Here is a 13,260-nt window from a genome sequence, read left to right on the forward strand (position 1 = left end):
GGCAACAGAAGGGACATCGAAGGGCGTTGACACCTCAGCAACCGTTTGCATTAATGGCTCCACCAGAGAGAGCCGGATCACACTCTTTGCCGGGAGGCATCCGTGGCCGTGACCATCCGGGACGTCGCCAAGGCGTCCGGAGTGCACATCTCCACGGTGTCGCGCACCTTCTCGGCGCCGCACCTGGTCAACCCGGACACCCGTACCCGGGTGCTGGCCACCGCGGAGGAGTTGGGCTACCGCCCGAACCGGGCCGCCCGGGCGCTGATCACCGGACGGACCCACAACATCGGCCTGATCGTGGCCGACATCGCGAACCCCTTCTTCCCGCCCATGATCAAGGCGGCCGAGACCCACGCCCGGCGACGTGACTACCACGTCTTCGTCGCCGACACCGACGAGGACCCGGTCGTCGAGTACGACCTGGTCCGGGCCTTGGCCAAGCAGGTCGACGGGATCCTGCTCTGCAGTCCCCGGATGAGCGACGACCAGATCGAGCACCTGCGCCGCGAGGTGCCCCTGGTCGTCGTGAACCGCCTGATCAACGGGCTACCGGCGGTGGTGATGGACGTCGGCACGGGCGCTCGCTCGGCCGTCCGCCATCTGGTCGACCTGGGCCACCGTCACCTCGTCTACCTGTCCGGTCCGCGCGGGTCGTGGACCAACCGGGAGATCCGCAAAGCCGCCGGGGCTGCCGCCCGGGCCGGCGGAGCGGAATTCACCGTCCTCGGTCCGCACGTGCCGGTCTCCCAGGCCGGTGCGGACGCCGCCGGGGCGGTGCTCGCCACCGGCGCCACCGCGGTGCTCGCCTACAACGACCTGATGGCCATCGGCCTGCTCCAGTCGTTGCAGGACCGCGGCGTCGCCGTGCCACGGCAGATCAGCGTCGTCGGTTTCGACGACATCGCGACGAGCGCACTGGTCCGCCCCACGCTCACCACGGTGGCGAACCCGACCGCGGCCGCCGGGCGCGCCGCCGTCGACATGCTGCTTCAACAGGGCGACGACGGCGCCACCGGACAGGTCACCCTCCGGACCGATCTGGTCATCCGCAACTCCACCGGGCCCGGGCCCTACGCCCCGGCCGGCGCGACCACCGCAGAGGTCGCCGCATACGCCAAGGAGTGACCCACCCCCATGACCGCACCCCGCATGATGCGCGGCCTGATGGCCGCCGTGATCGCCCTGCCGCTCGCGCTGCTCGGCGCCTGTGGTGGCGACGATTCCAGCAGTGACGGCAAGACCGAGCTGACCTTCTTCTGGTGGGGCGGCGAGGCCCGGGCCAAGCTCACCGAGCAGGCCCTCGCGCTCTACACCCAGAAGCACCCGGACATCACGTTCAAGACGACCTGGCAGGCCAACCAGGGCTACTTCGACAAGCTCGCGACGCTCACCGCCGGCTCGGACGCCCCGGACATCTTCCAGATCGACGACAACTACCTCGCCGAGTACGGCACCCGCAACGTCACCGAGGACCTGACCAGCTATCAGAGTTCGGGCAAGCTCGACCTCACCAAGTTCCCCGAGGGCCTGTGGAAGTACGGCCTCGTCGACGGCAAGCTGGCCGGGATGGCGATGGGCGAGAACACCCAGGGCCTGGTCTTCAACAAGACCAAGCTGGAGGCCGCCAAGCAGGAGCTCCCCAAGACCGGGATGAGCTGGGAGGACCTGATCGCCTGGGCGCAGAAGGCCGGCGCCGCCACCAAGGTGGCCGGCACCATGGACCCGAGCGCCGACTACAAGGCGCTCTGGGTGTGGCTGCGGCAGAACGGCAAGCAGTTCTACAACGGCAACCAGCTCGGCTTCGCCAAGGAAGACGTGCAGAAGTGGTTCGAGCTGTGGAAGGGCGCCCGCGACGCGAAGGCCACCCCGACCGCGGACGTGATCCACGAGGGCAACGCCACCGACATCACCAAGCAGACCGTGGTGACCGGCAAGGCGCTCACCTCGTGGGTCTGGGCCAACCAGATGCCGGACATCCAGAAGAACACCAAGGACACCCTGGGTGTGGTCGCCTACCCCGGTGACCCGTCCGCGCAGTGGGCCCGCGCCTCGATGTACTTCTCGGTCTACCGCGGCAGCAAGGACAAGGACGCCGCGGTCGACGTGATCAACTTCCTGGCCAACGACCCGGAGGCCGGCAAGATCCTCGGCACCGACCGGGGCCTGCCGTCCAACCTGGACATCCGCAAGCAGGTCGAGGCGACCACCACCGATCCTGCGATGAAGGCCTCGATCGCGCTCGAGAGCGAACTGCTCCCGAAGTTCGGCACCCCGCCGAGCGTCCCGCCGAAGGGCCACAGCACGGTCAAGACCGAGCTGGTCAAGGCCGCCGAGGCCGCACAGTTCGGCACCGTCACCCCGGCACAGGCCGCCGAGCAGTTCTTCACCGCCGCGCAGGCCGCGGTCGCCGGGTGAGCCCGGTGGCCGTCAGCACCCGGTCGCCCGCGCATCGGCCGCAGTCCGGTCCCGCCGCTTCCCAGCGGCGGGGCCGGCCCGCCCGGCACTCCGACGACGGGCGTGCCGGATACGTCTTCCTCGCACCCTGGCTGCTCGGGCTCGCGGCGATCACCGCGATCCCGATGCTGATGTCGCTGTACCTCAGCTTCACCGACTACGACATCCTCAGCCCCTGGTCCGACGTGACCTGGATCGGCCTGGACAACTACCGCGAGATGTTCACCGCGGACCCGGCCTTCTGGCACGCGGTCCGGGTGACGCTGGTCTTCGCGCTGATCGGCACCCCGCTCAAGCTCGGCGCGGCGCTCGGCGTGGCGATGCTGCTGAACCGGTCGTTCCGCGGCTCCGGCGTGTTCCGCGGGCTGTTCTACCTGCCGTCGCTGCTCGGCGGCAGCGTCGCGGTCGCGATGATCTGGCGCAGCATCTTCGACCGGACCGGCGCGGTCAACGCGTTCCTGGCCTGGTTCGGCATCGAGGGCAAGGCCTGGGTGAACGACCCGAGCACCGCCCTCGGCACGCTGATCCTGCTGGCCATCTGGCAGTTCGGCGCCCCGATGGTGATCTTCCTGGCCGGCCTGAAACAGGTGCCGGTCGAGCTGTACGAGGCGGCCGAGGTGGACGGCGCGAGCCCGTTCCGCAAGTTCCTCAGCGTCACCCTGCCGATGCTCTCCCCGGTCATCTTCTTCAACCTGGTGCTCGAGACGATCCACGGTTTCCAGGGCTTCACCTCGGCGTTCGTCCTCTCCGGCGGCACCGGCGGCCCGGTCGACTCGACCCTGATGTACACGCTCCAGCTCTACCTCAAGGGCTTCGCGAACTTCGAGATGGGCTACGCCTCGGCGATGGCCTGGGTCTTCCTGCTCGCGATCGGCCTGGTCACGGTGGTCATCTTCCGGACCGGCCGGTTCTGGGTCCACTACTCGGACGGAGACGACTGATGGTCACCGTGGTCGCCGGGCGCCGGCCGTTCAGGCCCCGCTCACTGATCCGTCCCGCGGTCCTGCTGCTGCTGACCGCGCTGGTGCTGTACCCGCTGGCGTGGATGCTGGGCAGCTCGTTCAAGGCGCCGGACGAGATCCTGAACAACGTGGCGGTGCTGCCGCGGACCTGGACACCGGCCAACTATCCGAACGGCTGGAACCACTTCGACATCGCGTTCGGCAGGTACTTCCTGAACAGCTTCATGGTCGCGGCGCTGACCGTGGTGGCGAACTGCGTGTCCTGCCTGCTGGCCGCGTACGCCTTCGCCCGGCTGCGGTTCCGGCTGCGCGGCCTGTGGTTCGCCGTCATGATCGGGACGTTGCTGCTGCCCAGCCACGTGCTGATCGTGCCGCAGTTCGTGATGTTCCGGTCGTTCGGCTGGGTCGGCGGCCCGTGGCCGTACCTCCCGCTGATCGCGCCGCACCTGCTGGCCACCGACGCGTTCTTCGTGTTCCTCATGGTCCAGTTCATGCGCGGCATCCCCCGCGAGCTGGACGACGCCGCGAAGATCGACGGCTGCAGCGCGTACAGCGTGTTCCGCCACGTGGTCCTGCCGCTGTCCCGGCCGGCCCTGGTCTCCACCGCGATCTTCTCGTTCATCTGGACCTGGAACGACTTCTTCCGCCAGCTGGTCTACCTCTCCGACCTGGAGAAATACACCGCTCCGGTGGCGCTGACGCTGTTCATCGACTCCACCGGCCAGTCCGCGGTCGGCCCGATGTTCGCGATGTCGGTGCTGTCGCTGGCCCCGGTCTTCCTGTTCTTCGTCGCGTTCCAGCGCCTGCTGGTCGAGGGCATCAACACGACAGGCCTGAAGGGATGACGCTGCCACACCGGGACGCCGGTCCGCTTCCGGGCCCGCTCCTGCCCGGCTACCCCCTTTCCGGTACGACGGAAGCGCCGCCGAACTGGCCGGTCGACGACATGCCGGCGGCGCGACCGGACTGGCGGGAGCGGCTGGCTCTCGGCGCCGACCTGGCGCTGATCGGGATCGCGGTGACCGCCCTGGCCCTGCCGGTGGTCACCGCCCCGGCGGCGCTGGCCACCGGCTCGGCCGCGGTGCGCACCCGCTATGCCGGCGGGCGGCTGCCCACCTGGCGCCCGCTGCTGCGCCAGTACCGCCGCGGCGTGCTGCCCGGTCTCCCGGCCCTGCTCGCCGCGGCCGTGCTGCTGATCGACCTGGTCGCGGTCCGCGGCGGCTGGGTCCCCGGCGGCCCGGTGCTGCTCGGGATCACCGCGGTGGTCACGGCCTGGCTGGCCGGGGTGGCCGCGCTGACCCTCGTCGCCCTGGGCCGCGACCCGGAGCTGCCCTGGCGCACCGCCGCCGGCTGGGCCTGGGACCACCCGAAGGCCGCCACCGTCCTGGCCCTGATCGGCGTGATCGCGTTCTTCCTGGTCCTGGCCGTCCCGGTCACCCTCCCGCTGATGGTCGGCTTCCACCTGTTCGCCGTCCACCTGCTCAGCGACCGCCTGGCCCCGGCCTGACCCCGAGCGTGGGGACTTTCGGCGCGCTCCGCACCCCAACTCCCCACACAACGCCCGACCCACCCGAGCGTGGGGACTTTCGGCGCGCTCCGCACCCCAACTCCCCACACAACGCCCGACCAACGGGGCGCGCCCTCCGTCGCGGGGGGCGAGGAGGGCGCGCGGGGTGGTCGGGTCAGGCCGCGAGGACCGAGCTGACGGTCTCGGTGGGGAGACCGAGGGCCGTACCGACCGAGTCGTTGGTGAGGATGCCGGCGTGGGTGTTCAGGCCGAGGGCGAGGGCCGGGTCGGCGCGCAGCGCGTCCTGCCAGCCCTGGTCGGCGAGCCGCAGGACATACGGCAGAGTCGCGTTGGTCAGTGCGTACGTCGAGGTGTTCGGCACCGCGCCGGGCATGTTGGCGACGCAGTAGAAGACCGAGCCGTGCACCTGGTAGACCGGGTCCTGGTGGGTGGTGGGACGGGAGTCCTCGAAGCAGCCGCCCTGGTCGATCGCGATGTCGACGAGCACCGAGCCGGGCTTCATCCGCTTCACCAGGTCGTTGCTGACCAGTGTGGGGGCTTTCGCACCGGGGACCAGCACGGCACCGATCACCATGTCGGCCTCGATGACGGACTGCTCGATCGCGTACGCGCTGGACACCAGCGTGCGCACCCGGCCGCCGAACTGCACGTCGAGCTGCCGCAGCCGGGGGATGCTGAGGTCGAGGATCGTCACGTCGGCGCCGAGGCCGAGCGCGATGGTGGCGGCGTTCGCGCCGGAGACGCCGCCGCCGATCACGGTGATCTTCGCGGGGGCCACGCCGGGCACGCCGCCGGGCAGGACGCCGCGGCCGCCGCTGTTGCGCATCAGGCTGTACGCGCCGACCTGCGGGGCGAGCCGTCCGGCCACCTCCGACATCGGGGCCAGCAGCGGGAGGGAGCCGTCGGCGAGCTGGACCGTCTCGTACGCGATGGCGGTCGTCCCGCTGGTGAGCAGCGCCTTGGTGCCGTCGGCGTCGGCGGCGAGGTGCAGGTAGGTGAAGAGCACCTGGCCGGCCCGCAGCCGGTGGTACTCGGACGCGATCGGCTCCTTGACCTTGAGGATCATGTCGGCCGCGTCCCAGACCGCGTCGGCGTCCGGCAGGATCCGGGCCCCGGCCGCCTCGTAGTCCGCGTCGGTGATCGCCGAGCCGAGCCCCGCGCCGGCCTGCACGACGACGTCGTGGCCGTGACGTACAGCCTCCACCACGCCCGCCGGGGTGATGGCCACCCGGTACTCGTGGTTCTTGACCTCTGTCGGCACACCGATGTGCATGGGGGTTCCTCTCGCCCGGCGCCGTGGGGTGACGCCCGATGCGGTTAGAGTGAAACGATGTGCAGCAGGCGGGCAAGTGCAGCGAAGAAGATTCTGTACGGGAGCCCTGTGCTGCACTTCGTTCGATGCGGTGGGGTGTGACGGTGGACCTGCCGAAGGATGTTCGAGGCCTGGATCACATCGATCTGGAGCTGCTCAGCCTGTTGCGCGCCGACGGCCGCGCGCCGAACAACGCCCTCGCCGAGCAGGTCGGCATCGCCCCGTCGACGTGCCTGACCCGGATCCGCCGGCTGCGCGAGCTCGGCGCCATCCGCGGTTTCCACGCGGACGTCGACCCGGCCTGGATGGGCCGCCCGATCCAAGCCATGATCGCGGTCCGGATCCGGTCGGACGCCCGCGACGCGATCGGCAAGTTCGCCGAGTCCCTGGCCGGCATCCCGGCGGTCCGCGACGTCTACTTCGTCTCCGGCAACTACGACTTCCTGCTGCACGTCGCGGCCGCCGACGTCGACGACCTGCGCACCGTGATCACCGAACGCCTCAGCGGCACCCGCCTGATCGCCGGCACCGAGACCTACCTCATCTTCGAACACCGCCGCGGCAACTGACCGCCCCTACCAGCTGACCTCCCGCGCCACCACCCTCGATCGCCCTATTTAGATTTTTAAATGTGTCGATACGCTTCGATGAACGGTGGATCTTCCGGCGGGTCGCCCGATATCTCGTTGCTGACGTGGGCGATGCCCTCCACCACCGTTCCATCGGATGGGGGAGATGCAGGAATGGAATCGAGAAGTATCTGGGCGCGGGTGCTCGCCGTGCTGGCGCTGGTCGTCGGGTTGACCCTGACGTCCGCCCCGGCCGCGCAGGCGGTGGAGAAGTACCTCGCCGTGACGAAGTACAAGCAGGAGAAGTCGAACTGGTGCTGGGCCGCGGTGTCCAAGTCGATCATCAAGTTCCAGACCGGCACGGTCGTCGCGCAGTGCGGCATCGTCAAGTCCGGCAAGAACACGTCGACCTGCGCCAACTCCGCCGGGTCGAAGACCAACGTGCGGCGCGCCCTCAACAAGTACGGCGTGAACCCCGGCACTGAGATCACCCTGACCTGGGACTACGCCAAGTCGGAGATCATCATCGGCCGCCCGATCTACAGCTCGATCCGCTGGCGGGCCGGCGGCGGGCACGCGCACGTGCTGCGCGGCTACTACAACACCGGCTACTCCTACGGCGTGTCCTACATGGACCCGGCGAGCGGCACCACGACGTCGCGGGAGTGGGGAAGCTACCTCTCCAACTCGAGCTGGACCATCGGCACCGCTCTCATCTACCTCTACGAGAAGTGAGGACCGCATGAGGATCAGCAGAGTGACGCTGCATGCGGCCGGGCTGGCCGCTCTCGTGGTGACCGCACTGTTCGGCGCCGCGGCACCGGCGTCGGCCGCCGAGCCCGCGCCGGCCGCGGTGGCCGCCTGGTTCGCCGAGCAGGCCCCGTCGGTGGCCGGTGGGGTGCTCGCCGCCTCGGCGGTCGACTCCGAGGACGAGGTCTCGCTGCCGGCGACCGGGTACACCGCGGGCACGCCGATCCGGCTCTACGACTGGAACCCGGCGTTCGTCTCCGGCGGCTCGGACAGCGTCGCGGTCGGCACCGACGTCTGGGTCGCCGGCCTGCTGCGCGACGGCGCCGTGGTGGGCACGATCGCGGCCACGCTGTCGGCGTCGGGCACGGTCGGTGTCACCTACGTCGACGACGACGTGGCGGCCGGCACCGCGCTGGTCTCCGGCACGGTGGCCGGTCAGGTGGTCCAGGACCCGCAGCTCGGCGGGCTGGTCGAGGTCGGTTCCACGGCCGCGGCCACGCTCACCGCCGAGGGCCTGTCCGAGGCGTCGTCGACCGCGGTGGACGCCGTGCAGGGCGTCGACGACCTGCGGTCGGCCGTGACGATCGCGCACGAGCCGGCGGTCTGGGACGGCAGTCTCGACGACGAGGACACCGACGGCGCGGCGGCCGGGCAGACCGGCGAGGGTGCGGGCGGTGGCCTGGCCGCCGGCGCGGTCCTGCTGCTGGCCGGCCTGGTGGCCTGGTGGGTGGTCAGGCGCAGCAGCGGGGTGCGCCGGGCGGCCTGATAAAGATCAAATTCAGAAGATCGATGTCGTGCGTCCGCCGGGGTCCGGATCGCCGCTCCCGCCGGGACCCCTGCGGGAGGGCACGGTCGAACCGGAAGATCACAACCCGGTCACCGGCGGCCACCGTGCGGGCCGGCCGGGCCGGAGGGCGGTGGCCGTCGCGGCGGCCGGGGCGGATAGGGACGTTGCGGGCGTGGAGCTGATGGAATGCGCACCGGTCTGCGTGATGACCCTGCTACTCGGCGAAAGGTGGTCACCGATCAGTGGCCACCTTTCGCCGCAGGGTTGACCCACAGTGACCCCGATCACCCTCACAGGTGATGCGTGGGCCGGCCGGCACGGGCGGGCGCAGGGCGCGGATGCCGGGCGGAAACGGCGCAGCGCCGACCCTCGACGGGACGGCGCTGCGGGTTGTGAGGTGGGGGTGACCGTGCCCCGCCACGGACGTCGCCCCGGAGGGCTTCGCGTTCTGGACGCGCCAGCGGCCAGCGAAGCCCGCAGGGGTCCCGGCGGGAGCGACGATCCGCACCACAGCGGACGCACGACAAAAAGATCTTGACTTGGATTTTGATCTTTACTGTCGTCCGATTCCGATCAGAAAGCAGCGAGAACACTTCCCTGGTACTTGTCGGTGATGAACTTCTTGACCTCGGCGGAGTGCAGGAGTTTCTCGAGCTTGACGACGCGCGGGTCGGTCTCGTCGCCGGTGCGGACCACGACCAGGTTCGCGTAGGGGTTGTCGTCGCCGCTCTCCAGGGCGAGGGCGTCGGTGGCCGGCTTGAGACCGGTTTCGATCGCGTAGTTGCCGTTGATCACCGAGAGGGAGGTGTCCTCCAGGCTGCGCGGGAGCTGTGCGGCTTCGAGGCCCTTGAAGACCAGGTTCTTCGGGTTGGTGGCGATGTCCTTCTCGGTCGCCTTGACGCCGACGCCGGCCTTCAGGGTGATCAGGCCGTTCTTGGCGAGCAGGGTGAGCGCGCGGCCCGAGTTCGACGGGTCGTTCGGGATCGCGACGATGCCGCCGGCCGGGACCTCGGCCAGGCTCTTGACCTTCTTGGAGTAGACGCCGAGCGGCTCGATGTGCACCGGCTTGAGCGCGGTGAACTTGTAGCCCTTCGACGCGATCTCCTCCTCCAGGTACGGGATGTGCTGGAAGTAGTTCGCGTCGAGCTGCTTGTCGTTGAGGGCGACGTTCGGCTGGACGTAGTCGTTGAACTCGACGATGTCCAGCTTCAGGCCCTCCTTGGCCGCCAGGTTGTCGGCGACGTACTTGAGGATCTCGCCGTGCGGGACGGGGCTGACGCCGACCTTCAAGGTGTCCGACGACGCGGAGGCCTTGTCGTCGTCGGAGGACCCGCACGCGGCCAGGCCCAGGACGAGGGTGGTGGCGGCCAGGACGGCGGCGAGAGAACGGCGGCGCATGATCAGTGGTGCCTTTCCTGAAGGGATTTATCGGTGGGAGAAGCGGCGGACGAAACCGTCGCCCACCAGCTGAAGAATCTGGACCAGGACCACCAGCACGACCACGATGATGATCATGAAATCGGTCTCGAAGCGCTGGTAGCCGTAGCGGATCGCCAGGTCACCGAGGCCACCGCCACCGATCGCGCCGGCCATCGCGGAATAGCCGATCAGCGCGATCACGGTGATCGACAGGCCGGCGACCAGGCCCGGGAGCGCCTCGCGGAGCAGCACCTTGGCGACGATCTGGCGGCGGGTGGCGCCCATCGCGGTGGCCGCGGCGATCACGTCCGGCGGCACCTCCCGCAGCGACGTCTCGACGAGCCGGGCGAAGAACGGGATGGCGCCGACGGTGAGCGGCACGATCGCCGCGTCGGTGCCGATCGTGGTGCCGACCAGCAGCCGGGTGAACGGCATGATCGCCACGAGCAGGACGATGAACGGCACCGACCGGCCGATGTTGCGCCGAGGTGGCCTCGTCGGAGAGCAGCACCTTGGGCCGCGCGGCGATGGCCCGGGCGATGCCGACCCGCTGCTTCTGCCCGCCGGAGAGCTGCGCCGGGTACGCGTCGGCCCGCTCGGTCAGCCCGACCAGGTCGAGCAGTTCGGCGACCCGGGACTTCCGTTCGGCGCGCGGCACCCCGGTGACCTCGAGCGCGAACGCCACGTTGCCGGCGACGGTCCGCGAGGAGAGCAGGGCGATCAGCCGGCGTAGCGGACGACCTGCTCGTCGTCGGTGAGTGCGGAGACCGGGCGGCCGCGGGCCGGGCGGGTCTCGGCCAGCTCGACCATCTCGTCCGGGCGGATCCGGGGCGGTAGCGCGCGGAACCGTTCGACCCGGGAACCCTCGGCGTCGGCGTCGGTCATGTGCTGGTCCTCATCCATGCACCGATCGTCTCACCGCCGCGCATCGTGCACCATGATGGCGACCTGCACGCGGTTGGCGCAGCTCAGCTTGTCCAGCAGCCGGGAGACGTAGGCCTTCACGGTCGGCACGCTCATGTGCAGCTCGACGGCGATCTCCGCGTTGGAACGGCCGGTCGCCACCGCCTCGGCGACCTCCCGCTCCCGCTCGCTGAGCCTCTGCAACGCCGCCAGCGCCGCCGGCTCCGGGCCGGGTTCCGCTTCCCCTGCCGACGCACCCACCGCGTGGCTGATCAGCCGGGGCAGCACCGACGGCGCGAGGATCGACTCACCGGCCGCGGCCCGGCGCACCGCGTCCAGGATCCGGTCCGGCGGGATGTCCTTGAGCAGGAACCCGTTCGCACCCCGGCGCAGCGCGCCGAGCAGGTGGTCGTCGGTGTCGAACGTGGTGAGCACGATGATCGCCGGTTCCGGGCCGGCCCGGCGGATCTCGGCGGTCGCGGCCAGCCCGTCCATCCGCGGCATCCGGATGTCCATCAGCACCACGTCCGGGTGCAGGCGCCGGACCAGCGCGACGGCCTCCGCGCCGTCGGCGGCCTCCCCGACGATCTGCAGGTCCTTGCCGGCGGCGAGGACCATCGAGAGCCCCACCCGGACCAGCGGATCGTCGTCCGCGATGAGCACCCTGATCACACCGGCCACGGTAGCCACGCCTCCAGCCGGAACGACAGCGACCCGTCCGGGGCGCGGTGCACGCCGTGCCGCAGCCGGCCACCGAGCAGGCCGACCCGTTCGGCGAGGCCGACCAGCCCGGCGCCGGCGCCCGGCGGCGCGGGGCCGGGGCGGGCCGGGATCGGGTTGGTGACCAGGACGTGCAGCTCACTCGGGGTGAGGCGGGACAGCTCGACGTTCACCGTCGTACCGGAGGCGTGTTTGGCGGCGTTGGTCAGGCCCTCCTGGACCAGCCGGTAGACGGTGCGGCCGAGAGCCGCTCCGGTCGGCGCGTCGCCGGACCGGTCGGCGAAGTCGACCCGCACGCCGGCCGCCCGGGCGTCGCCGATCAGCTCGCCGAGCAGCGTCAGGCCGGGTTGCGGGCGCAGCTCACCGCCCGGGTCGACGGTGCCGGCGCGCAGCACGCCGAGGATCTCGCGCAGGTCCTCGAGGGCCTGGTGGGCACTGTCCCGGATGGTCGCCGCGGCGTTCGCCACCTGCTCCGGCGTCAGGTCCGGATTGATCTGCAGGGCGCCGGCGTGCAGGCTGACCAGCGAGATCCGGTGGGCGAGGGCGTCGTGCATCTCCCGGGCGATCCGCTCGCGCTCCAGCCCGCGCAGCCGGTCGGCGCGGTCGTGCGCCTCCTGCTCGGCGCGGACCGCGCGCTCCCGCAGCGACTCGACCAGGTCCCGGCGCGAGCGCATGGCGACCGCGATCGCGACGGTCGCGATCAGGAACGCGACGCTGAGCACGAACTCGATCGGCGGCGGGAGGGTGGGGTCCGGTCGCCACACGCTGTAGACCGTCCCGGCCAGCAGGTACAGCCCGGTCAGGACCCAGGGCGTGCGACCGCGCCGGCGCGCGATGACCGTGCAGAGCGCGATGAGCCCGGCGAACGACGCGAAGTCGGTCACCGCCGCGATCACCACGAGCAGGACGGTGACCCCGACCGGGTGGCGGCGCCGCCACCACAGGGCGATCGACCCGGCCAGCGCGAGCAGCAGGCTGAAGAACGTCGCGTCGCCGGCGATCCGCCCGCTGCTCTCCGCCTCCGAGGTGATCACCAGCGCGCCGAACACCGACGCCCCGATCGCGGCCAGGTCGAAGACCCGGCCGCCGAGCCGCTCCAGCGCGGTCACGAGTGCACCAGCGGACGCCACAGCTGCTCGCCGCCCTCGTCGCGGACCGAGTAGCCCAGCTTCTCCAGGGTGGCGCGCAACTCGCGGGCTTCCGTGGCGGCCTTCTTGCGGACCGCGACGGCGCGGGCCGAGAGCACCGCGTCGGCGGCCGGGGGCAGCGCGTCGGACGAGGGCGTCCACCGGTGGTAGAGCCCGGCGTACGGGTCGGCGTCCCGCCACGGGTAGCCGAACTCCGGGAACGTCGCGGCCAGCACCCCGCGCCGGGCCCGCGGGATGCAGCGGGCCGCCTGCCGGGACTCGCGGTCCAGCACGACCAGGTCGTCACCGTCCAGGTAGACGGCCGTGACCTCGCCGCGGGGCAGCACGGCCGTGCCGATCCGCGCCTCGAAGCGGGAGACGGTGACCGTGGTCAGGTTCTCGTAGAGCGTCGCGGTGCCAAGCAGCCCCAGCACCACCAGGATGCCCGCCTGCACGGCCAGCTCCCACGGCTCGTCGACCGCGCCGACGACCGCGAAGGCCGGCCGGAACGGCAGCCAGAAGTGCAGGTCGAGGGCCCAGCGCGCGACCATCGGCAGCAGCCAGGCGAGCAGCAGCCCGAGCGCCGCCGGCCCGCACGTGATCAGCAGGCGGTCCGGCGGTGCGAAGCCGAGCTCGGCGGTGTCCCTGGTCATGCCAGTGACGCTAGGTGCCGGGCACCGGCAGAACCAGTTGGCGAAAGTCGGCAGGCACCGACTTTGGTCTAGA

At 70.8% G+C, this 13,260-nt stretch carries 15 protein-coding genes and 1 pseudogene; 8 read left to right on the forward strand and 8 right to left on the reverse strand.

The genetic code is table 11. The annotated features are described in order from the left end of the window. The first annotated feature begins 102 nt into the window (after positions 1 to 102). From Apa02nite_RS38520 to Apa02nite_RS38540, 5 genes are read left to right on the forward strand one after another with little or no spacing between them, the layout of a single operon-like run. A complete protein-coding gene (locus Apa02nite_RS38520; RefSeq protein WP_203829445.1) occupies positions 103 to 1,128 on the forward strand; it encodes a LacI family DNA-binding transcriptional regulator in 1,026 nt (341 codons plus the stop codon). Between the two features lie 9 nt (positions 1,129 to 1,137). Further along, entirely contained in the window at positions 1,138 to 2,418 is a 1,281-nt protein-coding gene (locus Apa02nite_RS38525) for an ABC transporter substrate-binding protein (RefSeq protein WP_203829446.1), read from the forward strand. Positions 2,419 to 2,423: 5 nt separating this feature from the next. Continuing rightward, a complete protein-coding gene (locus tag Apa02nite_RS38530; protein WP_203829447.1) occupies positions 2,424 to 3,398 on the forward strand; it encodes a carbohydrate ABC transporter permease in 975 nt (324 codons plus the stop codon). Next, positions 3,398 to 4,264, forward strand: coding sequence for a carbohydrate ABC transporter permease (locus Apa02nite_RS38535; RefSeq protein ID WP_067696442.1), 867 nt, complete (start codon positions 3,398 to 3,400; stop codon positions 4,262 to 4,264). The genes Apa02nite_RS38530 and Apa02nite_RS38535 overlap by 1 nt, the downstream gene beginning before the upstream one ends. Then, a complete protein-coding gene (locus Apa02nite_RS38540) occupies positions 4,261 to 4,926 on the forward strand; it encodes a hypothetical protein (protein WP_239164835.1) in 666 nt (221 codons plus the stop codon). The genes Apa02nite_RS38535 and Apa02nite_RS38540 overlap by 4 nt, the downstream gene beginning before the upstream one ends. Positions 4,927 to 5,101: 175 nt before the next feature. Here the strand turns inward: Apa02nite_RS38540 and ald are convergent, their stop codons facing one another. Beyond that, the gene (gene ald / locus Apa02nite_RS38545; protein WP_203829448.1) at positions 5,102 to 6,220 is read right to left on the reverse strand and encodes an alanine dehydrogenase; all 1,119 of its coding nucleotides are present in this window, start codon (positions 6,218 to 6,220) and stop codon (positions 5,102 to 5,104) included. Positions 6,221 to 6,345: 125 nt separating this feature from the next. Between ald and Apa02nite_RS38550 the strand changes: the two genes are divergently transcribed. The 3 genes from Apa02nite_RS38550 (at position 6,346) to Apa02nite_RS38560 (ending at position 8,344) form a co-directional block, all read left to right on the forward strand. Continuing rightward, on the forward strand, positions 6,346 to 6,828 hold the full coding sequence (locus Apa02nite_RS38550) for an Lrp/AsnC family transcriptional regulator (RefSeq protein WP_239164836.1): 483 nt from the start codon (positions 6,346 to 6,348) through the stop codon (positions 6,826 to 6,828). Between the two features lie 174 nt (positions 6,829 to 7,002). Further along, positions 7,003 to 7,563: a papain-like cysteine protease family protein gene (locus Apa02nite_RS38555; protein ID WP_198171011.1), complete on the forward strand. Its 561-nt coding sequence runs from the start codon at positions 7,003 to 7,005 to the stop codon at positions 7,561 to 7,563. Positions 7,564 to 7,570: 7 nt separating this feature from the next. Continuing rightward, complete coding sequence (locus tag Apa02nite_RS38560) at positions 7,571 to 8,344, forward strand: hypothetical protein (protein ID WP_203829449.1); 774 nt, start codon at positions 7,571 to 7,573, stop codon at positions 8,342 to 8,344. Between the two features lie 594 nt (positions 8,345 to 8,938). On the opposite strand, the gene Apa02nite_RS38565 is transcribed toward Apa02nite_RS38560, so the two are convergent. The 7 genes and pseudogenes from Apa02nite_RS38565 to Apa02nite_RS38595 all read right to left on the reverse strand — a co-directional run bounded on the left by Apa02nite_RS38565 (position 8,939) and on the right by Apa02nite_RS38595 (position 13,187). Next, a complete protein-coding gene (locus Apa02nite_RS38565; RefSeq protein WP_067696460.1) occupies positions 8,939 to 9,763 on the reverse strand; it encodes a MetQ/NlpA family ABC transporter substrate-binding protein in 825 nt (274 codons plus the stop codon). A gap of 27 nt (positions 9,764 to 9,790) precedes the next feature. Beyond that, a complete protein-coding gene (locus Apa02nite_RS38570; protein ID WP_239164837.1) occupies positions 9,791 to 10,249 on the reverse strand; it encodes a methionine ABC transporter permease in 459 nt (152 codons plus the stop codon). Positions 10,250 to 10,328: 79 nt separating this feature from the next. After that, positions 10,329 to 10,469: pseudogene (locus Apa02nite_RS52250) on the reverse strand (methionine ABC transporter ATP-binding protein); the annotation flags it as partial. A gap of 35 nt (positions 10,470 to 10,504) precedes the next feature. Beyond that, positions 10,505 to 10,687 carry a hypothetical protein gene (locus Apa02nite_RS38580; protein WP_203829450.1) on the reverse strand — a complete coding sequence of 61 codons (183 nt, stop codon included), beginning with the start codon at positions 10,685 to 10,687 and terminating at the stop codon, positions 10,505 to 10,507. 12 nt (positions 10,688 to 10,699) lie between these two features. Next, positions 10,700 to 11,368 (reverse strand): response regulator, encoded by a 669-nt coding sequence (locus Apa02nite_RS38585; protein WP_203829474.1) that lies wholly within the window; start codon positions 11,366 to 11,368, stop codon positions 10,700 to 10,702. Then, a complete protein-coding gene (locus tag Apa02nite_RS38590; protein ID WP_203829451.1) occupies positions 11,356 to 12,516 on the reverse strand; it encodes a sensor histidine kinase in 1,161 nt (386 codons plus the stop codon). Before Apa02nite_RS38590 ends, Apa02nite_RS38585 begins: the two co-directional genes overlap by 13 nt. Next, a complete protein-coding gene (locus Apa02nite_RS38595) occupies positions 12,513 to 13,187 on the reverse strand; it encodes a YqeB family protein (RefSeq protein ID WP_203829452.1) in 675 nt (224 codons plus the stop codon). The genes Apa02nite_RS38590 and Apa02nite_RS38595 overlap by 4 nt, the downstream gene beginning before the upstream one ends. Between the last annotated feature and the right edge of the window lie 73 nt (positions 13,188 to 13,260).

It is taken from the genome of Actinoplanes palleronii (genome assembly GCF_016862315.1).
GTDB classification, from domain to species: domain Bacteria; phylum Actinomycetota; class Actinomycetes; order Mycobacteriales; family Micromonosporaceae; genus Actinoplanes; species Actinoplanes palleronii.